This is a genomic window from Bacillus sp. EB106-07-01-XG149 (assembly GCF_058791555.1).
Genome location: NZ_JBYTDP010000003.1, coordinates 822,847 through 844,939, shown reverse-complemented (window position 1 = coordinate 844,939; position 22,093 = coordinate 822,847). Strand labels below are relative to the sequence as shown.

Sequence of the window (22,093 nt, the reverse complement as noted above, 5' to 3'; positions counted from 1 at the left end):
AAAATATTCTCCTTCTAAATCTTAATTTCTAGCCATTTTCATGCAATTAATTTATAACATTCCTTTATTAAGAAATAATAATAAATAATTGCAATGAATGTTGGTGATCTTATTGAATAATTAACTATATTGTTAATGGACAATCTTTATCCAACAGAGTATATAGAGAAAAGGTTTTCTATCAATATGTATCTTTTAAAAATTTTTAAGCATAACATACATTTGGTTCAACGATTTTAGTTACCTGTATATAAGTGTCAATGAACAAATATAAGTTTATATTCAACTTTTTTAATTAAATTCAAGTTAGTTTTTGTATACTTGTTAAACTAGTAAACAAACTTGAAAATCAATCTCAATTAATCTCGATTAATTATAGTTAAGTATACATTAATACGTCAACACCTTATTAATTTTTAGTAAATAAAATTAATTTATATTAATTTTTTGTGTAAATATAAAACATTTTTGTTAAATTTATTCATTGACACTTATGTATATAAGTAACTATAATCGTTACACCAAATTGAATAGATGTCAGCATCATCACAAACATATAAATATAAAAATAAAAAATCTCAATTTGGTAATACAATAGATTGGTAGAGGTGTATATTTTTATGAAGCGCAAATTAATCACAACAGGTCTTCTTGCGGGGGCTATATTATCCTATTCTTCTAGTATTTTTGCGGATACTCAAAAGTTTTCTGATGTTCCAAAGTGGGCAGAGCAATCTGTTAATTATTTAGTAGAAAAACAAGCTATATCAGGTTTACCAGATGGTACCTTTGGCTCAAACGCTATGTTAGATCGAGCTTCCGCCGCAACAATTATAACAAAAGCCTTAGGGATAAAAATTGATACAAAAGCCAAACCTTCTTTTACAGATACCCAAGACCACTGGGCTACTCCCTATATTGCTGCAGCTGAAAAAGCTGGCATCATTAAAGGCGAAGGAAATGGAATCTTCAATCCAACTGGAAAAGTTACACGTGTTGCTATGGCAACGATGCTAGTAAATGCTTATAAACTACAAAGTACAGCACATGATAATGGCCAAAGTAAATTTGAGGATTTAAAAGGGCATTGGGGAGAAAAATATGCCAATATTTTAATTGACTTAAAAATCTCCGTTGGGACTGATAACGGTTGGCAACCAAATAGAGTGATAACACGTGCTGAAGCCGCTCAACTTACTGCTAAAACGGATATGCTTTCTAAAGAAATAAAAGGTGTATTGAGAGAAAAAGTCAGCAGTAAAGATATGGATGTCAATAGTAAAGAGGTCGAGTTAATTTCAATAGAAAATCGATCTTTAACTACTGAGACAGCTATTTCAACACAAAATAATAAAGAACAAACTCTACTAAATCAACACAAAAAACGTTCTGGTAAAGTAACTGCTAAAACAGAAAAGTCTTTAATTATTTCCGATGGAGATTCAAGTTTAGATGCTATGGTTACTTCCCCTGAAATCCTTAAAGATATTCAAATTGGAGATACCGTTACTATTTATGCACCTATTTTTATAGATGGTCTTGTATTTGGTCAACCCGATACAGCTAAATATGCAATTGTTCAAAAAGAAAATGAAGACAACGTGCTAAAAAAACAATATAAAATGCACACTGGAAATGTAATCAATAAATCAAATGACGCTATTGAAATTTCTAATGAAGATTCGACTGTTAGTGCTATCGTTTCATCTGAAATCTTACAAGATATAAATATTGGAGATACTATTACTATTTATGGGGCATCTTTTATAAGTAATATGGCAACTGGTGAATTATCCGCTAAAGCTCCTATCATTGAAAAGTTGGCCAGTAAGACAGTTACTCCTAATACAAGTATGGATAAATCGAATTCTATATTAGAAGTCAATAAAAAAGAACAAAATGCTTTAAATCAGCACCAAAAGCGTTCAGGAAAAGTAACTGCTAAAACAGAAAAGTCTTTAATCATTTCCAATGGAAATTCAAGTTTAAGTGCTATGGTTACTTCCTCTGAAATCCTTAAAGATATTCAAATTGGAGATACCGTTACTATTTATGCACCTATTTTTATAGATGGTCTGGTATTTGGTCAACCTGATACAGCTAAATATGCAATTGTTCAAAAAGAAAATGAAGACAACGTGCTAAAAAAACAATATAAAATGCACACTGGAAATGTAATCAATAAATCAAATGACGCTATTGAAATTTCTAGTGGAGATTCGACTGTTAGTGCTATCGTTTCTCCTGAAGTCGTACAAGATATAAATATTGGAGATACCGTTACTATTTATGGGGCATATTTTATGAATAATATGGCAACTGGTGAATTATCTGCTAAAGCTCCTATCATCGAAAAGGTGGTAAAATAAGCAATAAGTTTCCAATGGGAAAATCTCCATACCCAATAAGTATATAGATGCTATTTCTCTAATATCTATAGTTGTGTTAGTTATTTAAAATTGATATGAATTTGCTTTGTCTAAAGCTAAAAACAAGAAGCTTCTTGTTTTTTGTATAAGTGAATTTGTTTATAATTATTTAAATGAAACATTTTATCCCCTATAAATCTATTTAGAATACTTTCATGGATATTTTATTATAAGCTAAGTAGTTTAAAGTTTCTTGTCCCTAGTTCAAAAAGTTTAGACTTTCATGTCACATTATTGAGACATGAAAGTCTAAACTTCATAAATGTCTTTTGTTACTTATGAATTAAATTAAATTTTAGTTGAACTTCACATTTAATTAGGTTTTATTGAGAACTAAAAAAGAGAGCATGGCTCTCTTTTTTATACTATTTACTATTTACTATTTAGTTTTGTTTCAAATTCAGTTAAATTAGTTGAAGCGTTATTAAACTTTTGTTCAGAAAGTTTAATGGATTTTCGTGCTTCTTTCATTCTGTCTTCCATTGGAGCTACACCTCGTATTCCTTGCAATATAGCATTTGCTGCATTTTCTCTATAATTTGCCGCAAGACCAAACTCTTCTCTAAATTTATTTATTTTTTCTTTTAGAACAGGGTCATTTATTTTATCAGAAGCATTAAAGTTGATATTCTCTTTTGATAATTCCCTGTACTTAGTTGATACAAGCTCCATTTGTTTTTGTAAAGTATTTTGGTCTACAGTTGCTGGAGTTTCCCCCTCTTTGTTGAAAACTGATTTAACTTCTTGATTCCATATATCATTAAACTCTTTTATCATGGAATCAATTTTAGGTTCAATTTCATTTTTGTATGTAACAGCATCCGTATTTGAAGCAGTTTGAGGCTGTTCTTGTTTAGTTGTAGTTCCTCCATAATGTTGATCTATATTGAATCGAATTTTATATTTTCGAGTTTTTGCAATTGTCATTTCTGGGCTTTGTCTATGGATTTCAAAAGTAAAATCAACCCAGTTTATAGCTTCAAAATTTGAGTCGTAGGCCTCATATATAACCCTATTGTCCTGTGCAAGTTCGGGTGTACCCTCTTGCGGACTCTCTATTTTCATAGTTGGATTTAACAAAACACTTTTCATAGGTTTATCTGGTGTTATTTGATGTCCTTGATCAGTTGCGGCCTGCATCTTACTAGTCTCAAGAGTAAAAGTGGAATTTGATGTGTTCTCAATTGTAAAGGCTATACTAATAGAGCCAACATCCTTCCCGTTATAAATACCTTTCTTATTACTTAAAAATAGTTGGTTCATAGATACTTTAAGTCCGTCAAAGTTATCTTCGAATTTTGCATTATCATAAATTATGAAATGCTCATTATTTGTAGCATTATGACCATTAGGACTATATCTATAGGAACCCGCATTAGTAGTTGTATTTATTTCTTTTACTGGTACATCTTCTTTTGTATCTTTTTTCTGTTTATCGTTTGTTTTTTTTGTACTCTCTTGCTTTGATTTTTCCGCTTCGCTAGCAATATCATTAGATTCACACGCTGTCATCCCCATAAATAAAGTACTACATGTTAAAGCTACTAATAATTTCTTATTCAAAATTCAATTCCTACAGATATTCCAATGTAATATTTATTATAACAAATTTAGTTCCCTTTTTTTTAAAAAATATCCACTTGGTGTCTTAATATGAGGACAAAAAAATGGGTACTAAATGAACTGTATCCGTTAATAATTCAGCATTTTACACTCTAAGATTAGTTCCTACTTTCATGTCTTTTTACAACAGATATTGATTTTCTTGGATCCATGTTGTTTCCGTATCTCCAGTAATCTTGTTCAAAGCTCGTTCAGCTACAGTAACTGTTGATGCTTTATATAAAGGTAATCCTAAAAAAGTAAACGTAATTGAACTAGAGAAAACGGATGAAGGTTGGAAAATTAGTTAATTATAAAAAAAACGGTCTAGAATTCTAGGCCGTTTTTTGTTTCCTCAATCTTCTTCAAAATCACGTAAACTAGCAAGCAATTCTGTAAATGTTGAGCAAACAGGATATATTGCTTCCTCTATGTTTTCCTCCTCATGCTCCCAAAATACTACTGTTGGTGATTTAGGATTGCTACGGTAATCAAAACACAGATGATTCCCAAATGAATCCTTACCAAAGGGATATACTTTATTTCCTAATCTATCTTTTATATCATCATAAACTTGAATAATTGAATTTCTACTTTCTAAATCAAAAGTTAAAAGCTTACTAAATACATTCTCATCCTGTCCAGGTACATCAAATATTTTTGGCCTTGGATAACCACTATCATAATGTTTTACACATTCTACAAAATCCATAGGGAATTTAATATTGAAATATTGTTCTACTTTCTGAATGTTTTCATCTGTAATTTCTTTTTTATTTACTCCAATCCAAGTAACGTTGCTCATATATCCCCCTCCTTACTTATCGCTGTATTTCCCAAATTTTATATCCGCCAGTGTGACCTGTTTTCCTATGTGTTTCATAATCAACGAGGTGCATTCGTCCTGCTTCTTGATGATGCCATGAATAATTTTCTGGTACCTCGCCTTACTTAAATAACTCTATTTCTTCTTCTGTGAATTTTGCAGCTAACTTAGGGTCTTTCAGTATTTGTTCGTATAATGCTTTACTACATATTCTATCATGTGTCGGTCTAGAATTTTTAAAATCAGCTTCTTTTAATTTAACTTCAGAAATAGCTCTAAAAATAGGAAACCATCTAAATCATAACGAATGCCTGTAACAGGATGTTTGTCCCCCGCTAACTCACCCATTCTTAACCTTATTGTCTTCGGGCCATTTGGACCTTCATAGGTATATGGAGCTGCTTTCCGCAAATACTGTTGAATACTTCTGACTCCCGCATATGAAAGGTGATTTCCAGCTTTGACTATTATGTGGAATTGAAATCAACATTGTAGTAATAGGTAGTGGTGGTTGTTATTGTGCATTCTCTTTTTTGACCTACGTTTGAGCTTCCTACAGAGAAGAGTTTTTTGTTGTGGCTTTCTTAGTATGCCGAAAACTTACGTACTATTGCTCTTGTAACATTAGACAGGTTTTCTATTCTCTAAAATAGAAAACCTGTCTAATGTTATTCATAGTCTTTTAATTCAGGAATTTAAACGAATTACAGTTTACTATAATCTAATTAGGTATATATAATTAGACTTTTCTTCACATCAAATCACTACCTACTGCATTAAACATTCAGCAATTTCTGTTTATCCAAATTCTATGGCGTATTCATAGGCATTCATGTTCTTAAGACTCTCTCTTGTATATCTAATTGAAACATCTATACCTTTTCCAACGAGAAACTCAACTACATTTTTATGCCCACCGTAAATGGCTCCAAATAAAGGGTTTCTTTTTGCTAAGCTCACATCTAATTCTGAACCGGCCTCTATTAAATACTTTACTATGTTCAAGCGGCCTGCTCCTGCTGCCAAATTTAATGCAGAAGAATCAAAGGTATCTCCCAAAGCTGTGCCTCTTACAATATTTTTTTAGCACTCACCATAAAAAAGTTCAGACACAAAAACAGGCTATGGAGAAGACCTTCTCCACAGCCTGAAAATACCTATCTTTGTAAACCTCGTTTATAACGACTCGCTTCAAATATAATACGCTCTTCATCTAACGTTTTACATTCACCATTCCAAACGACACGTTTTCCGTTAATAATTACATCGCTTATATCTTTTCCACTAGCGGCATATACAAGGTGTGATAACACTTCATCTGCTGGTTGTAAATGCGGCTTATTAGACGGATCAATCGTAATAAAATCGGCACACTTTCCAACCTCAAGTGATCCTGTTTGTTTCATGCCGATTACTTCAGCAGCTCCTTTAGTCGCAAGTGTAAGAGCCGTTTCAACTGGTAATGCTGTTGCATCTTGATGAATACCTTTTTGTAGTAAAGTCGCTATACGCATTTCTTCAAACATATCTAAATTGTTATTAGATGCCACACTATCTGTTGCAATTCCTACTTTCACTCCTGCTTCTAGCATCGCTTTTACATTCGCTATACCAGAACCTAGTTTTAAATTACTATTCGGGTTATGAGCTACTCGAACATCATGTTCTGCTAAAAATGCACGCTCATTTTCATTTAATACTACACCGTGTGCAATAACTGTTGGGCGTTTAAATAAACCGCAACTTGCTGCATATTCTACTGGACGTTTTCCGTACTGTGTTTCAATATCACGTACTTCACGCTCTGTTTCCGAAAGATGAATATGAACCATCGTTTGATTTTCTACTGCAATACGAGCACACTCTTCTAACAGTTCTGTAGAACATGTATATGGACTATGCGGCGCAACCATCGTAGTTAACATACCACTTTCGTTATAGTAGCGCTTCACATATTTTTCAGCTTCTTCAATCGCTTTCTTCTCATCGTCCTCCGTTCCGAAGCTAAATAAAGTTCTTGAAACAGCAGCTCGCATCCCACTCTTTGATACCGTTTCCATAATTGCATCTTGATCTACTCCAATTGGATTAAACATATCAGAGAATGATGTTGTACCACTTTTCACCATTTCAAGTAATCCTAATTCCGTACTAGCAACCGCAAGCTCTGGCGTAAACTGACTTTCAAGTGGCCAAATTCTCGTCTCCAGCCACGGTTGTAATAACATATCGTCTCCAATCCCTCTTAAGAGACTCATTACAACGTGTGTATGTGTATTTACAAGCCCTGGTAAAACCCACTTTCCTTTCATATCAATTACTTCATCTACTTCAAAATTATCAGCAAATTCTCCGCTCTTTACATCTATAATTTGATCATTTTCTACAATGATATATCCATTTTCTATCACTTCGTTTTGTTCATTCATCGTTACGATTGTAGCGTTTACATAAGTTGTTTTCAAAAGTATTTCCCCTTTCAACTCTATGAAGTTCCCTTTAATAAGTTACCACCATTATAGTAACTTATTAAAGTTTAAGAGTCAAAAGATAATTTGAATTCTTTCATTATCTTTTCCTTCAAAATGCTATATTGTTTTTCATTTGTATCTGCAAATGCTTCTTCCCGATTTGATTTCTCATCCATATAATCCAATTCTCTATTGAATTGAGCCCCTGTAAAATCAAACCTCTTCCCATCTATACAGTTATAAAAGTGCCACACCTCTCCTATTTTTGTCTTCTTGATTTGCCCTCCGCATATATCTTGAATGACTAAAGCCGTTACACCACACTGTCCCTTTGCTGGATTTTCACTTGTCCACTTTGAACTCGTTTCAATCGACCACGATTTTATTAGTGCTTCATATATTCTTTTTCTCTTTATATGATCCATTTTCAGCTTCTCCTACTATTAATTGTTTTACACATCATATTTCAAAAGAGGCAGTAATCGCCCCTTAAAAACCGTTGATGGTGTTTCCCCGATTAACTTCGCTCCCATCTTCAAGTAAAACCCTTTTGCATTCGGGTCACTATCAATTGTAAAATTTTTTATCCCTAGTTCATTTGCTTTTTCTATTACATACTTCCAAAGTATTTTCCCGTATCCTTTCCCTTTGTAACGAGGATGAATATATAAAAAATCAAGAGCATTTTCATTACGTAAAAATGAAAAAAATCCAATCATCGTATTATCGTTTTCTAAAACATATACAAAATTATTTTTTATGTACTCATCGGTAATTGTTAAATCTTCCTTACAAGCAAGTATGAATTCTTCGCTATAGTTCCACGTTGCTTTTGAATGTAGTGCGAGTTCACTTAATTCATTTACTTCACTTAATAACGCTTTTCTTATCTTCATGATTCTTTCTCCTCACATTCAATATATAAACTCTTAAAATGATTCGAAAAGTAATTTAAAAAACCTCTTATTTCCGTAAATAAGAGATTACTTTTATAAATCTTTATTATAGGTAACAATTTTTTAAAAGAAAAAGAACGCCATTCCTGAAAATTGACGTTCTTTTTCTTTTAACCTTTATGGCATATTATTTTAAGAATCACTCTTACATTTCTATACAGTTTCTACTACCGCTTCAAGCATTGTTCCATTTTTAGCATAATTCGTATGCCAAGAAAAAGCTTTTTCTAAAACATGAGGAGTTTGTCCACCTCTTGTTTGTGCTTCTTCAAAATAAGCTCTTAGCTGGTCACGATACATTGGATGTACGCAATTCTCAATAATTAGTTCCACTCTTTCTCTTGGCGCTAGTCCTCTTAAGTCCGCATACCCTTGTTCAGTGACGATAACATCTACATCGTGTTCCGTATGGTCTACATGCGAAACGAAAGGAACGATACTTGAAATGTTGCCGCCTTTTGCAATCGATTTAGTAACAAAGATAGCTAAACGCGCATTTCTTGCAAAATCGCCAGAACCACCAATACCATTCATCATTTTTGTACCTAAAACATGAGTAGAATTAACATTTCCGTATATATCTAATTCTAAAGCAGTATTAATCGAGATTAATCCAAGGCGACGAATGATTTCAGGATGATTAGAAATCTCTTGCGGGCGCATCATTAATTTGTCACGATATTTTTCAAAGTTAGAAAATACTTGTTGCATTTTCTCTTCAGAAAGCGTGATGGAGCAGCAGGAAGCAAAATTAACTTTCCCAGCATCCATTAGATCAAAGACCGCATCCTGTAAAACTTCAGAATACACTTCTAAATCTTCAAACTCCGAATCTAGCATGCCATGCAATACTGCATTAGCAACTGAACCAATTCCCGATTGTAACGGTGCTAAACGATTTGTTAATCGGCCTACTTTAACCTCTTCTCGAAGGAACTCTATTAAATGCTGTGCCATAATGACAGTTTCTTCATCTGGAGGAACAATTGTCGATGGCGAATCCAGTTGATTCGTAAACACAATTCCCTTCACTTTTTCAGCATCAATCGGAATACCGATTGTTCCAATTCGATCATCCGTTTTTACGAGCGGAATTGGGAGTCTTTCCCCTTGTTTACCTGGTTCATATAAATCATGTAGCCCCTCTAGTTGCGTAGATTGAGCCATATTCATTTCAATAATAATGGACTTAGCATTTAAGGAGAATGCTAAGGAATTTCCAATTGAAGTGGTTGGAATAATCATGCCATCTTCAGTAATCGCAACCGCTTCCAAAATAGCGACATCTATATCCATAACGTCAGCACGGAGTAACTCTGCTGTATGAGATAAGTGCTGATCCACAAATAAAAAGTCTCCGTTATTAATTCCTTTTCGCATAGTCGCATCAGCTTGGAAGGGCAATCTTTTCCCTAAAATTCCTGCCTCAGCAAATAATTTATCTACATCCGAACCTAAGGAAGCCCCTGTATAAACATTCACTTTAAAAGATTTATCATTCTTCACTCGGTTTACAAGTGCAAATGGGACTGCTTTTACATCCCCAGCGCGTGTAAATCCACTTAAACCTAAAGTCATTCCACTTTCAATCCATGAAGCTGCTTCTTCAGGTGTAACTACTCGATCTTTTAAACGTTGATCCCTAATTCTATCTAAATTATTCTCCATATGTAATCCCTCTCTTAATGAATATTCATAATTATTTTACACATTAACAGTATCAAAATAGGGATTTTCTTACACAATGCCGAAAATTCAGATAAAACAGCGAATCTAGGTTCTAAAGCAGAAACATTTAGAATCCTAGAAGCTTACGAAAATAGCTAGCATATGATTGACTCACTGGTACCCTCTCTCCGTTATCCATAGAAAGTAAAAAAGTAGAATGCGTATCAGGGTAAATCGCTTTAATATGATTAACATTTACAATAAAAGAACGGTGACATCTAATAAAAGAATCTTTCGGCAGCAAGTATTCGAATTCTTGTAGCGAGTACTTATGTGTTCCTGTTAACTCTTCTGAATTCACATACGTCTTTTTATCTTTAGCTTCTAAATACATGACCTTTGAGAAAGGAACTGGAACCCAGCCGTCTGTTGTTTTTAAAGTAACGACCGACTTACCATCCGTTAAAGCGGGATAAATTGCCGTCACGCAACCTTCAATCTTGCCATTATTTGAAAAAGGTACGGCCATTCCATGATAAGGAATACCGAAAACATCTCGGTTAATAAACTCAGAGGCTTTTTGCTTCGTTATCATTGCTTTATGAGCAATCGTCCCTTCCTTAATAGGATCTCCGGTGCTAATCTTTAAATCAATTCGTTTGCTTGGTCGATAGTAAATATATTCTTTCGTATTTGAAACGGCGATTGATATTTCATCTGAAAATAATTCCCCAACAACATCTAGTAGTATACCTAATGTTTTATCTTCCATATTATTAACACCTCATTTACTATTATACTACTATTATGATTTATAAAACCGTTCAGCAATTTGAACGGTTTTACAGATTATTTAGTTCACCTTAGCCCCATAACATCTTGCTACTGCAACTGCCTGCGCTATATCTAATTTCACATTTTTTAAATCAAAACTTGTAAAATCAATTCTATCAACTACCGCCCCTTTTAAATCTGCACCACTAAGTTTCGCCTTACCAAATTGTGCACCTGTTAAATCTGCTTCACGTAAATCTGCTTTTTCTAAATTACATTCATATAGGTCAGCTTCAATTAAACGTATACCCTTTAACATTTGTTTACTTAAGTTCGCGAACCTTAAATTCGTATATGACCAATCGCCCGATATTATAGTTATTCCATCTAAATTCGCTTCTTCAAAATCAGAGCCAGTCATTTTACATTCTTCAAACTTCGATACGAATAAATTCACACCAACAAACTTACAATTCGCAAATGTAGTTCCTTGATGGATAGAAGCGTTAAATAGAGCACCGGTAAAATCACATTCTATAAAATTACAATTTTCAGTAGAAACTTCCGATGCATCTATCCCTCTAAAACGGCATTTTATGAAAGTACAATTTTTCAATTCCTCTTCTTTAATCAAAACATCTTGAAAATCTATTTCTATATACTCTTTATTTACAAATTCACTCATAACTATTCCTCCGTCTCCTTAAAGAAACCTCACTTGAAAAAAGTGAGGTTTCTTCTCATACAATATGTCCATCTAACCAAGAAATCAAATCTTGAAATACTTCATCTCGATTTACTTCATGGAACATTTCATGTCTTCCATTTTCATATAGACGCAATGTTACATCTTTCACGCCACATTTTTTATAATTTTCATATACTTCTTTTACACCTTTCCCCATATCCCCAACAGGATCACGATTTCCTGAAAAAATATGTATTGGAAGGTTTTTCGGTGTTTTCTTAAACTCTTCTAGTTTATTTACTTCTAATACCCCAGAAAATAATTCACGATAAAAACTTGTTGTACAAATAAATCCACATAAAGGATCCGCAATATATTTATCAACTTGATTATTATCTGAAGATAACCAATCAAATTTCGTACGATTTGGTTTAAAGTGCGAATTGAAATTTCCGAAAGATAAAAAGTTTAGCATCGGACTTTTCGTTTTTGCCCCGCGTAGTTTCATCTCGATTGTCGCTACTTTATGACCAATGACTCCTAAGAATCCCGGGTTCCCACCAGTTCCTGAAATAAGGAATCCATCATATAATCCACCTTTAAGTTGTACAGCACGTCTTGATAAAAAAGAACCCATACTATGTCCAAGTAAAAACAACGGGCATGTCTGCTCTTTTCTTATCGTTTCTGATACAAAAATAACATCAGACACAGCCTCATTCCAACCTACATTTGGTTCAAAATGACCATAATCTTCTTCTCTTTTCACTGTTTTCCCATGACCTTTATGATCATGCGCATAAACACCATACCCTGCTTCTAATAAAGCAGCAATAAAGTCTGTATAAACACCTGCATGTTCTGTCATACCATGTGCAATTTGAATAATCCCTCGCGGATCTCTTTCTGGTAGCCACTTACGTAAATAAATTTCCGATCCATCCAATGCCGTAACGAAACTTTCCTGTACGTTCATTTCGTCAGCCCCCAACTCTATTATGTATATCAAAAAATGAATATCCATTCATTATTCTTATTATGTATTATATGCAATTGCTTTCATTATGACAAATACTGCACTTTTCCAATTAGCTCTATAACTATTATGTTGACGAATTTAAAATAAAATTATATAGTAACTTACATAAAGTAATTATTATATTTTTGGGAGGTTTCTATTATGATGCCATCATTATTTTTAGCACACGGATCACCGATGCTTGCTATTCAAGATACAGAATATACAAGTTTTTTAAAAACACTTGGAGAAACATATAAACCGAAAGCAATTGTTATTTTTACTGCTCACTGGGAAAGTGAAGTATTAACGATTTCCTCATCAGATAACGAATATGAAACAATTTATGATTTTGGAGGTTTTCCTCCTGAGTTATATGAAATTAAATATCGTGCGAAAGGCTCTTCTAACATTGCATCTATGTTAGAAACAAAATTTAAAAACAAAGGTATTCCAGTCCATCATAATATGACGAGAGGTTTAGATCATGGCTCATGGACACTCTTGCACCGCATGTATCCAGAAGCAAATATTCCTGTCGTCCAAATATCAGTCAATCCATTCCTTCCTGCAAAAGAACAATTTGAAATTGGAGAAGCACTAAAAGGACTTGGACAAGAAGATATTTTAGTAATCGGGAGCGGTGTTACCGTTCATAACTTACGAGCTTTAAAATGGAATCAAACTACACCCGAACAATGGGCAATTGAGTTTGATGATTGGATTATTAAACATATGCAGACTACTGATAAAGATGCATTATTTAATTGGGAGAAAAATGCCCCTCATGCACAACTAGCAGTACCAAGAGCAGAGCATTTTGTTCCTTTATTTATCGCTATGGGAAGTGGCGATAATAACGGTGAAGTCATTCACCGTAGTTACGAGCTTGGTACATTAAGCTATCTTTGTCTCCAATTTTAAAGAAAAGGATGAAGCAATCGTTGCTTCATCCTTTTTCTTTTTCATTCACTTAGTTAACTAACTTCCAAATGTCGTTTCTCTGATACCTCTTCGTTCTTATTGTGAAAATAAACCCAAATGCACGCAATAAATAATAGTGATGAAGTAGAAAAGAAAACATATTGGAAGCCCGCATGTGCTGCAATTTGTCCACCAAGTACTGGTCCAATCATATTTCCTAAAAACTGAAACGATTGATTATACCCAAATATTCTTCCCGTTACATGGGTTGGTGTATGTTGTTTTAGTAGAGTTTGTACGGAAGGTAATAGTCCTGCTTGTGCAATACCTAATAAAAAGCGAAGAATTAATAGTTGCCAAGCTGAGGTTACAAATGCTTGCGGAATAAAAATAATTCCTGCAGCAAACAACGCTACAACTAACGTTTTTTGAGGACCGATATGATCTGATAATCTACCTAACTTAGGAGCTGCCATAATAATCGCTAAACCTGTCGCAGACATGACTGCGCCTGCAATCATTTCAATATGAGCTGTTCCTGGGCCTTCTAAATTCTTTACATACAATGTAATAATAGGTTGAATTGACATGTTCGCAAGTTGAATAATAAATGTTGTTACAAATAAACTAATAATTAAATGCTTTGCTGGAACCATCGTCCATACTTTTTTCTGTTGTACTTTTTTTGCTTGAGCGGAGTGATTCTCTTCATGTAGGAAGAAAAAAACGATGAGAAAAGAAAGGAATAAAAAAGCTCCTGTAACAAGAAAAACATGGCGCATTCCAATTAACTCAGACAAATAACCACCAAGTAATGGGCCAAGTAAAGAACCGCTCACGCCACCTGTTGAAATTGTGGAGATTGCCCAACCTGAATGTTCTTTCGGAGTTTCTGCTGCAATAAATGTCATCGCCGTTGAAAGGAAACCAGATACTGCTCCCATCAAAAACCTTAGTGCGACTAGTTGATACACATCCGTTACAAACCCCATAAGCGTCATAATGATCGCCATACCAAGGCTCGCACGAATCAGCATCAATTTCCGTCCATGTATATCACCAAGCTTTCCCCATATTGGTGATACGATCGCACCCATTAAAAATGTTATACCAAATGCAAGTCCCGACCACTGTGCAATACTAGAAGTGCCAGTTACTCCTAATTCCTCAATATAAAAAGATAAAAAAGGAATTACTAAACTCATACCGGCTGCAGTGGTAAAACAACCTAGCCAACAAATCATTAAATTTCGTTTCCAGCTGGCCATTTTCACACCTTCTTTCTTTAGATACCCATTCTACACCCTTTCTTGTAAAAAGTTTAGTAATTTGCTTTATTTGTAAGATTTACTACAAAACCCGCTATTTTCTAGTAAAAATCACTACATCTTTACATTATTTTCATAAAAAAACCAACTCCCCTATATGGAGTTGGTTACTTATTCTCTAACGGTATTAAACGCGCATCACAATTTCGCTCATAAAACTCAATCGGACCTGCTTGTCCAATAATTACGTATTCATATCCTTCTTGCTTCATACTATGTAAACAACGATGTAACAATTGCTTCCCTACACCTTTCACTCGATTTTGTTTTGCTGTGCCCATTGGACCAAACAATCCCTTCTTTCCTCTCACTACATCATAACAAGCGAAGCCTACTATCGCTTCTTCTTGTTCTGCTATATAAATAGGTAAATTATCTTTATATGTACGAAATCCATACGCTATCGAATGCAGCCAACGTTCACCAAATTCCGCCTCAACAAAACTTGCTAATTTTTCGAAATCAGAAGAGCTAGCCTTTCTAACAGTACAAGTTAAATCATTATAAGTAGGAACAAAACATTTTAGATCAACCGCTAAATCTCTTGGCTCAGCTATAATATGTAATATATCTCTTTGTATTTGTGCATTTTCAATAAACGTATTTACACGAAATAGTGCATACATAACATGCCCTTCATTCATTATTACTTGCTGAAAACGTTCCATACGTTTCTTCGCTATTTGTAAAATTTCTAGCACCTTATAAGATACCTTATATTGTCCTATTTTTTTATACTCTTGATCCGTTAAATCGTATTGTTTTCGTAATGAAAGTTTTTCTAAAAAATCCGTACCCACGTTACGAAACAAATACATATACAACTCGTTGCAAACTCCAGTACCTTCTTTACACATGCCTATAAGCAGATGAGCTGGTTGAATGATATTACTTTCTGCCTCTTCTGCTGCAATCTTCAATATGTTATGAACACGTTTTGTGAATTGAAATTCCTCCATATGTATCTCCACCCCCTATTACTTTACTATTAAACCGTAACCGTAAATAAGTGAGACAATTATTCCAACTACCAATATACCTGGCAGTAAATTTGCCACCTTAATTTTAATAATACCAAGTAAGTTCAATCCAATAGCAGCTATCATAATACCACCTGTAGCTGTCATTTCCACTATAAATTGATTCATTAATTCTTTCGGGACCAAACTATTAATTTGTGTTGCAAAAACCGCAATACCTCCTTCGTATAAAATAACTGGAATCGCCGAAAATACTACGCCAATTCCTAAAGTTGTCGTTAATATAATAGAAATAAACCCATCGATAATCGCCTTTGTAAATAAAATATCATGATTGCCGCGAATCCCGCTGTCGAGTGCACCAAGTATCCCCATCGCACCAATTGCAAAAATTAAAGTAGCTGTTACAAAACCTTCTGATATGCTCCCTTTCCCTTTCAATCCAACTTTATTTTCTAGCCCATCTCCTAACAGTTTTAACTTTCCCTCTAATTGTAGCCATTCCCCGATGACGGTACCAATAACTAAACTTAATATGACAACAAGAAAATTTTCACTTTTCAATGCCATTTGAAGTCCAAGCACAGTAACCGCTAAACCGATTGCATGCATAATTGTTCCCTTCATACTTTCTGGAATCCTACTAAATAATTTACCTAGTAAAGTACCAAATATAATACAAACCCCATTTACAACTGCTCCTAATATAACCATTTCTCATTCTTCACCCTTCGAATTCTTTATTTCTATATTTTGGTTTATACATTGATTTACAGGTTATCTATATGTTAACTTAATATTGAGAATATTAACAAATGTTTTTCACTACATAAACCGCAATTTTTTGTAGTTATACATAAAGTGAAACTTTAACTAGCGCGAGTTTTACTGCCCACAAATTGCGGTATAAACTCAAAAGGGACGGTATTTATGAAAACTTTACTAAAACGATTTCTGTTAATAGCCTTTTGCATTACACCAATTGTTTTATTAATCAACTACTCTTTTATTTCAAAAGCGAAAGACAAATCCGATTTACAAAACAAATCTAGTAAAACCGCTTCAACAAGTGAAAAGAAAATAGAAGATCAGGAAATTACACTCACCTTCTCTGGTGATACTATGTTCGATTGGCAATTACGTCCTGTAATCGAAAAAAACGGGGCTGATTATCCATTCCAACATGTAAAAGAAGAAATAACAAAAGCTGATATTTCTTTCGTTAATTTAGAGTCAGCATTTACAACGAGAGAAAAAAAAGCACCTGGGCAACTATTTTGGATTAAAAGTGATCCATCCACACTACAAGCTATAAAAAACACTGGATATGACATCGTAAATATCGGGAATAACCATACACTTGATTATGGGCAAGATGGATTATTAGACACGATTTCTCACGTAGAAAAATTAAAGTTCCCATACATTGGAGCCGGAAAGAATGAAAAGGATGCCTATACCGCACGAGAAATTACTGTAAAAGGGAAAAAGTTCAAATTTCTTTCCTTCGTTCGATTTATGCCTGATACGAATTGGGTAGCTCGTGACAATAAACCTGGCGTTGCGAACGGATATGATTTAAATCTTGTAACAAAAACAATTAAAGAGCAAAAGAAAGATGCAGACTATTTAATCGTCTATATGCATTGGGGCGTTGAAAAATCCAATCGTCCGGTAGAATACCAAAAACAATATGTACCTAAAATGGTTGAAGCAGGAGCTGACGCGATTGTCGGAAGTCACCCACATTGGCTACAAGGATTTGAGTATTATAATAAAGTTCCTATCGCTTACTCATTAGGAAACTTTTTATTCCCAAGTTATGTGAGCGGGAAAAGCGCCGAAACTGGCGTATTAACTTTAACTTTTAAAGGAAAGGATGTCCAAATGTCATTCAATCCTTACATCATTCGCAACAACCAAGTTTCCCCTGTAAATGAGGAAGAAAAGAAAAAAGCTCTACAATATTTACAAACGATTTCAACTGACGTAGAAATTGATGAAGCAGGGAAAATAAAAAATAAACGCAACTAGACAGCGCAAGATAAATTTCTCTGTAACATACATTAGAGGATAGGTGATGAATATGCTAAAAGACTTATTAGAAAATATAAACCTCTTAGAAAACATCTATAAAATGTCTATAGCAATCCTACTTTTATGTTCCTTTTATTCTGTGAGACTATTTAAAAAAATAAAGCGAGAGCGAAATCTTACTCCCTTTGAATTTACAATGTATGTAATTATTCGCATTGCGATATTTTTTTGGTTAGCTAGCTTTATTCTTCTTGAATTTAATGAGTATCTAGTTTAACTTTAAAAAAGATAGAACAAGCATTATATTTCCCCGCTTGTATCTATCTTTTTTATTTGGGTGCTAACTCTTTCCTTCTATTAAATAAGTAAATCAAACAAAACAGGATTTTTATTAAGCTCCATAAATTGAATATTATTTTCTTTAAAACGAGTAATTAATTGCTCATAATCCTCTTTATGTTTTAACTCTACTCCGACTAGTGCTGGGCCATTTTCTTTATTATGCTTCTTAATATACTCAAAGCGCGTAATATCATCTTCTGGCCCTAACCCTTTATCAAAAAATTCTCTTAGCGCACCTGAACGCTGCGGGAATTCAATGATAAAATAATGCTTTAACCCTTCGTAAATGAGCGAACGTTCTTTCATTTCTTGCATTCTATCAATATCATTATTTCCACCACTTAGCGTACATACAACTGTTTTACCTTTTATTTCATCTCTATATAAATCAAGCGCTGCAATAGATAGTGCACCAGCCGGTTCAGCTACAATTGCATTTTTCTTATACAGTTCTAAAATCGTCGTACAAACCTTTCCTTCTGGTACTAAAACAATATCATCAATTACATCTTTACAAGTTTCAAATGTTAACTTCCCTACCTTTTTAACAGCTGCCCCATCAACAAAACTATCTATTTTCTCCAATGCGACATTTTCATTTTGAAGAAAAGCCTCTTTCATAGATGCAGCTCCCATTGGCTCTACACCAATGATCTTTGTAGCAGGACTAACACCTTTAACATATGTACCAACACCTGATGCTAATCCACCACCGCCGATTGCTGTAAAGATATAATCAACTGGTTTCTCCATATCATGCATAATTTCAACTGCCACTGTTCCTTGACCAGCAATAACATACGGATCATCGAACGGATGAACAAACGTCATTCTATTATCCTCACAATAGCGCTGCGCTTCTTGGAAAGAGCTATCAAATGTATCACCAACTAATACAATTTCTGCAAAATCACCACCGAAAAATTGTACTTGCGATACTTTTTGTTTAGGCGTCGTTGTTGGCATGAAGATTTTTGACGGAATCTTCAATAAATTGCACGTATAAGCAACTCCTTGTGCATGATTACCTGCACTTGCACAAACAACACCGTTTTGTAATTGTTCTTTCGATAAACTTTGAATTAAATTGTACGCACCACGGATTTTGAAAGAGCGAATTAATTGTAAGTCTTCTCTTTTTACATAAACGTCACAATCATATTTCTCAGATAAAACTGTATCACGTTGTAACGGTGTTTTAATAACGATATCTTTCATGCAATTATGAGCCATTAAGATATCTTCAATTTTCACTCTCTCCTTTACCTTCTGCACCATTTCATATCATCCTTATCTCTTTTAAATTGGCTCAATCAAAATTCGGGATTTTTAGAACTGCACCTGTATTCGCCGATGTTACCATCTGTGCATAACGTCCAAGCCAGCCAGTTTTCACTTTCGGTTCTGGTCGTTTCCATTCTTTTTTACGCTTATCTAATTCTTCATCACTAACTCTTACTTCTAACAATCTTTCCTCAACATCGATACAAACGATATCCCCTTGGTTGAGAAGTGCAATCGTTCCGCCCGCAGCTGCTTCTGGCGAAATATGCCCTACCGAAATACCACGTGAAGCTCCAGAAAAACGACCATCCGTTAATAGCGCAACATCTGCACCTAATCCCATACCAGCAATCGCTGATGTTGGTGCTAACATTTCCGGCATACCAGGGCCGCCTCTTGGTCCTTCATAGCGAATAACAACTACATCGCCTTTCTTAACCTTTCCAAGCATAATGCCCGCAAGCGCCTCATCTTGTGAATTAAAAATAACGCAAGGTCCTTCAAATCGTTTTACTTCTGTTGCCCCACTTTTAATAACTGCCCCATCTTTCGCAAGGTTTCCTTTTAATATACGTAATCCCCCTTCTTCACTATGAGGGTTTTCGAGAGAATGAATAACTTCCTTATCTTTAATCTCTGCATGAGCAATGTTTTCTCTTAACGTCTGCCCAGTAGCCGTTATTCGGTCTAGATGAAGTACCCCTTCTTTTCGGCTCATCTCTTTCAAAATTGCACTAATCCCGCCCGCTCGATCAATATCTTCCATATGCCAATTGGAAGCAGGGCTTACTTTACATAAATGTGGTACACGTCTTGAAACGGCATCAATGCGGTTCATATCGTAATCTAATCCAGCCTCTTGCGCGAGCGCCAATGTGTGCAACACTGTATTTGTTGAACCGCCCATCGCCATATCAAGTGCGAACGCATCATCAATTGCTTCTTCCGTTACAATGTCTCGCGGTTTAATATCTCTTTCAATTAAAATCTTTAATTTCTCTGCTGCTTGTTTAATTAATTCTTCGCGTCTTGGATCGATGGCTAAAATACTTCCGTTACCCGGAAGAGCTAAACCTAATACTTCACATAAACAGTTCATAGAGTTCGCTGTAAACATACCGGAACAAGAACCACAAGATGGACAGCCATGATCTTCAATATCCTTTAATTCTTCTTCTGAAATTTTACCAGATTGATAAGCTCCTACTCCTTCAAAAACAGAACTTAAATCGACAACTTCTCCTTTAGATGTTTTTCCAGCCGCCATCGGACCACCTGAAACGAATACAGTTGGAATGTTAATACGAAGTGCAGCCATCATCATACCGGGTGTGATTTTGTCACAGTTTGGAATACAAATCATACCATCAAACCAATGTGCATTTACAACCGTTTCTACTGAATCTGCTATGATTTCACGACTCGGAAGCGAATAACGCATACCGATATGCCCCATCGCAATACCGTCATCTACTCCAATTGTATTAAATTCAAATGGAACCATACCTGCTGCACGCACTGCTTCTTTAACAAGTTTCCCAAACTCATTTAAGTGCTTATGACCTGGAATAATTTCAATAAAAGAATTACAGATAGCTATAAACGGTTTATCAAAATCTTCATCTTTCAAACCAGTTGCTTTTAATAAACTACGGTGCGGCGCTTTATCAAAACCTTTTTTAATCATGTCACTTCTCATCTTGTCAAATCCCCTCTTACGTATTTTTCACTTATAATCTCTTATTCTATTTCTTTACTAATTCTTTCGGTGCGTGAATCCAGCTCATCATTTCACGAAGCTCTGCTCCTACTTTTTCTAACTGATGATTTTGTTCTGCTTTTTTCATCGCATTATACGTTGGTCGCCCAGCTTGATTTTCTAAAATCCACTTCTTCGCGAATTCACCTTGCTGAATTTCTGTAAGTACTCGTTTCATTTCTTTCTTCGTTTCATCTGTAACAATTCTCGACCCTGTTACATAATCTCCGAACTCTGCCGTATCGGAAATAGAATGGCGCATGTTCGTTAAACCACCTTCGTACATTAAATCAACAATTAACTTTAATTCATGTAAACATTCAAAGTATGCAATTTCAGGACGATATCCGCCTTCTGTTAATGTTTCAAAACCAGCTTTCACAAGTGCCGTTACCCCGCCGCAAAGCACTGCTTGCTCACCGAATAAATCCGTCTCTGTTTCTTCTTGGAATGTCGTTTCAATTACGCCTGCACGTGTACAGCCTACACCTTTTGCATACGCAAGAGCTAAACTTAATGCTGTTCCTGTTGCATCTTGATGTACTGCTACTAATGCCGGAACACCATTTCCTTCTTGAAATACACGCCGAACGAGATGACCTGGACTTTTTGGCGCGACCATCGCTACATCTACGTAACTTGGCGGGTTAATTTGTCCGAAGTGAATATTAAATCCATGTGAGAAAAGTAACATTTGTCCTTCACGGAGATTCTCTTCTACTTCTGCTTTATACACATGTGCTTGCTGTTCATCTGGCAATAGCATTTGTACAACTTGCGCGGTTCGAACAGCTTCTGAAACAGACATTACTTCAAATCCATCTGCTTTTGCTACTTCAAAAGACTTACCAGGTCGAACACCAACTACAACTTCCACACCAGAATTACGTAAATTTTGTGCCTGCGCATGACCTTGAGATCCATAACCAATTACCGCAATTGTTTTCCCTTGTAATAACTCTAAATTTGCATCTTTCTCATAATACGTTTTCATATTCCATACACTC

At 34.8% G+C, this 22,093-nt stretch carries 19 protein-coding genes and 3 pseudogenes; 5 read left to right on the top strand and 17 right to left on the bottom strand.

The features are described from left to right. Nucleotides 1–620: 620 nt before the first annotated feature. Nucleotides 621–2,369, top strand: coding sequence for an S-layer homology domain-containing protein (locus tag AC3WTA_RS16685; protein WP_000823694.1), 1,749 nt, complete (start codon nt 621–623; stop codon nt 2,367–2,369). A 432-nt stretch (nt 2,370–2,801) separates the two neighbouring features. Here the strand turns inward: AC3WTA_RS16685 and AC3WTA_RS16680 are convergent, their stop codons facing one another. Further along, nucleotides 2,802–3,992 (bottom strand): hypothetical protein, encoded by a 1,191-nt coding sequence (locus AC3WTA_RS16680; protein WP_001035640.1) that lies wholly within the window; start codon nt 3,990–3,992, stop codon nt 2,802–2,804. 242 nt (nt 3,993–4,234) lie between these two features. Between AC3WTA_RS16680 and AC3WTA_RS16675 the strand changes: the two are divergent. Then, nucleotides 4,235–4,342, top strand: a pseudogene (locus tag AC3WTA_RS16675) (DUF4878 domain-containing protein); the annotation flags it as partial. A 44-nt stretch (nt 4,343–4,386) separates the two neighbouring features. Here the strand turns inward: AC3WTA_RS16675 and AC3WTA_RS16670 are convergent. The 10 genes and pseudogenes from AC3WTA_RS16670 to AC3WTA_RS16625 form a co-directional block, all read right to left on the bottom strand. Beyond that, nucleotides 4,387–4,836, bottom strand: coding sequence for an SMI1/KNR4 family protein (locus tag AC3WTA_RS16670; RefSeq protein ID WP_000073369.1), 450 nt, complete (start codon nt 4,834–4,836; stop codon nt 4,387–4,389). Nucleotides 4,837–4,852: 16 nt separating this feature from the next. Next, nucleotides 4,853–5,319, bottom strand: a pseudogene (locus AC3WTA_RS16665) (HNH endonuclease); the annotation flags it as partial. A 336-nt stretch (nt 5,320–5,655) separates the two neighbouring features. Next, nucleotides 5,656–5,913 (bottom strand): annotated as a pseudogene (locus tag AC3WTA_RS16660) (ankyrin repeat domain-containing protein); the annotation flags it as partial. A gap of 101 nt (nt 5,914–6,014) precedes the next feature. Continuing rightward, nucleotides 6,015–7,340, bottom strand: a complete 1,326-nt coding sequence (locus tag AC3WTA_RS16655; RefSeq protein WP_002203443.1) for a bifunctional S-methyl-5'-thioadenosine deaminase/S-adenosylhomocysteine deaminase — start codon at nt 7,338–7,340, stop codon at nt 6,015–6,017. 53 nt (nt 7,341–7,393) lie between these two features. Next, complete coding sequence (locus AC3WTA_RS16650; RefSeq protein ID WP_000349591.1) at nt 7,394–7,753, bottom strand: YunG family protein; 360 nt, start codon at nt 7,751–7,753, stop codon at nt 7,394–7,396. Nucleotides 7,754–7,780: 27 nt separating this feature from the next. Beyond that, nucleotides 7,781–8,224, bottom strand: a complete 444-nt coding sequence (locus tag AC3WTA_RS16645) for a GNAT family N-acetyltransferase (protein ID WP_000702237.1) — start codon at nt 8,222–8,224, stop codon at nt 7,781–7,783. Between the two features lie 213 nt (nt 8,225–8,437). Then, nucleotides 8,438–9,952 (bottom strand): succinyl-CoA:acetate CoA-transferase ScpC, encoded by a 1,515-nt coding sequence (scpC, locus tag AC3WTA_RS16640; RefSeq protein WP_000429795.1) that lies wholly within the window; start codon nt 9,950–9,952, stop codon nt 8,438–8,440. 127 nt (nt 9,953–10,079) lie between these two features. Further along, nucleotides 10,080–10,724 (bottom strand): LytTR family DNA-binding domain-containing protein, encoded by a 645-nt coding sequence (locus AC3WTA_RS16635; protein ID WP_000389704.1) that lies wholly within the window; start codon nt 10,722–10,724, stop codon nt 10,080–10,082. A gap of 81 nt (nt 10,725–10,805) precedes the next feature. Beyond that, entirely contained in the window at nt 10,806–11,411 is a 606-nt protein-coding gene (locus AC3WTA_RS16630) for a pentapeptide repeat-containing protein (protein WP_001288916.1), read from the bottom strand. 55 nt (nt 11,412–11,466) lie between these two features. Further along, nucleotides 11,467–12,390 (bottom strand): alpha/beta hydrolase, encoded by a 924-nt coding sequence (locus AC3WTA_RS16625; protein ID WP_001102603.1) that lies wholly within the window; start codon nt 12,388–12,390, stop codon nt 11,467–11,469. A gap of 204 nt (nt 12,391–12,594) precedes the next feature. Here AC3WTA_RS16625 and AC3WTA_RS16620 point away from each other — a divergent pair, with 204 nt between their 5' ends. Continuing rightward, nucleotides 12,595–13,356: a DODA-type extradiol aromatic ring-opening family dioxygenase gene (locus AC3WTA_RS16620; RefSeq protein WP_000982936.1), complete on the top strand. Its 762-nt coding sequence runs from the start codon at nt 12,595–12,597 to the stop codon at nt 13,354–13,356. 53 nt (nt 13,357–13,409) lie between these two features. Here the strand turns inward: AC3WTA_RS16620 and AC3WTA_RS16615 are convergent, their stop codons facing one another. The 3 genes from AC3WTA_RS16615 to AC3WTA_RS16605 all read right to left on the bottom strand — a co-directional run bounded on the left by AC3WTA_RS16615 (nt 13,410) and on the right by AC3WTA_RS16605 (nt 16,378). After that, on the bottom strand, nt 13,410–14,624 hold the full coding sequence (locus tag AC3WTA_RS16615; RefSeq protein ID WP_000179291.1) for a multidrug efflux MFS transporter: 1,215 nt from the start codon (nt 14,622–14,624) through the stop codon (nt 13,410–13,412). A 167-nt stretch (nt 14,625–14,791) separates the two neighbouring features. After that, on the bottom strand, nt 14,792–15,643 hold the full coding sequence (locus AC3WTA_RS16610) for a GNAT family N-acetyltransferase (protein ID WP_000390874.1): 852 nt from the start codon (nt 15,641–15,643) through the stop codon (nt 14,792–14,794). An 18-nt stretch (nt 15,644–15,661) separates the two neighbouring features. Continuing rightward, the gene (locus AC3WTA_RS16605; RefSeq protein ID WP_000236058.1) at nt 15,662–16,378 is read right to left on the bottom strand and encodes a DUF554 domain-containing protein; all 717 of its coding nucleotides are present in this window, start codon (nt 16,376–16,378) and stop codon (nt 15,662–15,664) included. A 216-nt stretch (nt 16,379–16,594) separates the two neighbouring features. Here AC3WTA_RS16605 and AC3WTA_RS16600 point away from each other — a divergent pair, with 216 nt between their 5' ends. Continuing rightward, entirely contained in the window at nt 16,595–17,698 is a 1,104-nt protein-coding gene (locus tag AC3WTA_RS16600) for a CapA family protein (protein WP_000854491.1), read from the top strand. A gap of 52 nt (nt 17,699–17,750) precedes the next feature. Continuing rightward, complete coding sequence (locus AC3WTA_RS16595) at nt 17,751–17,978, top strand: hypothetical protein (RefSeq protein WP_033657814.1); 228 nt, start codon at nt 17,751–17,753, stop codon at nt 17,976–17,978. Nucleotides 17,979–18,058: 80 nt separating this feature from the next. Here AC3WTA_RS16595 and ilvA read toward each other — a convergent pair whose 3' ends face one another. The 3 genes from ilvA to AC3WTA_RS16580 are packed head-to-tail and all read right to left on the bottom strand — an operon-like array spanning nt 18,059 to nt 22,080. Beyond that, nucleotides 18,059–19,321: a threonine ammonia-lyase IlvA gene (gene ilvA, locus AC3WTA_RS16590; protein WP_492332935.1), complete on the bottom strand. Its 1,263-nt coding sequence runs from the start codon at nt 19,319–19,321 to the stop codon at nt 18,059–18,061. 31 nt (nt 19,322–19,352) lie between these two features. Next, nucleotides 19,353–21,026 carry a dihydroxy-acid dehydratase gene (ilvD, locus tag AC3WTA_RS16585; RefSeq protein WP_001255825.1) on the bottom strand — a complete coding sequence of 558 codons (1,674 nt, stop codon included), beginning with the start codon at nt 21,024–21,026 and terminating at the stop codon, nt 19,353–19,355. Between the two features lie 46 nt (nt 21,027–21,072). Continuing rightward, entirely contained in the window at nt 21,073–22,080 is a 1,008-nt protein-coding gene (locus tag AC3WTA_RS16580; protein ID WP_000861121.1) for a ketol-acid reductoisomerase, read from the bottom strand. Nucleotides 22,081–22,093 lie beyond the last annotated feature (13 nt).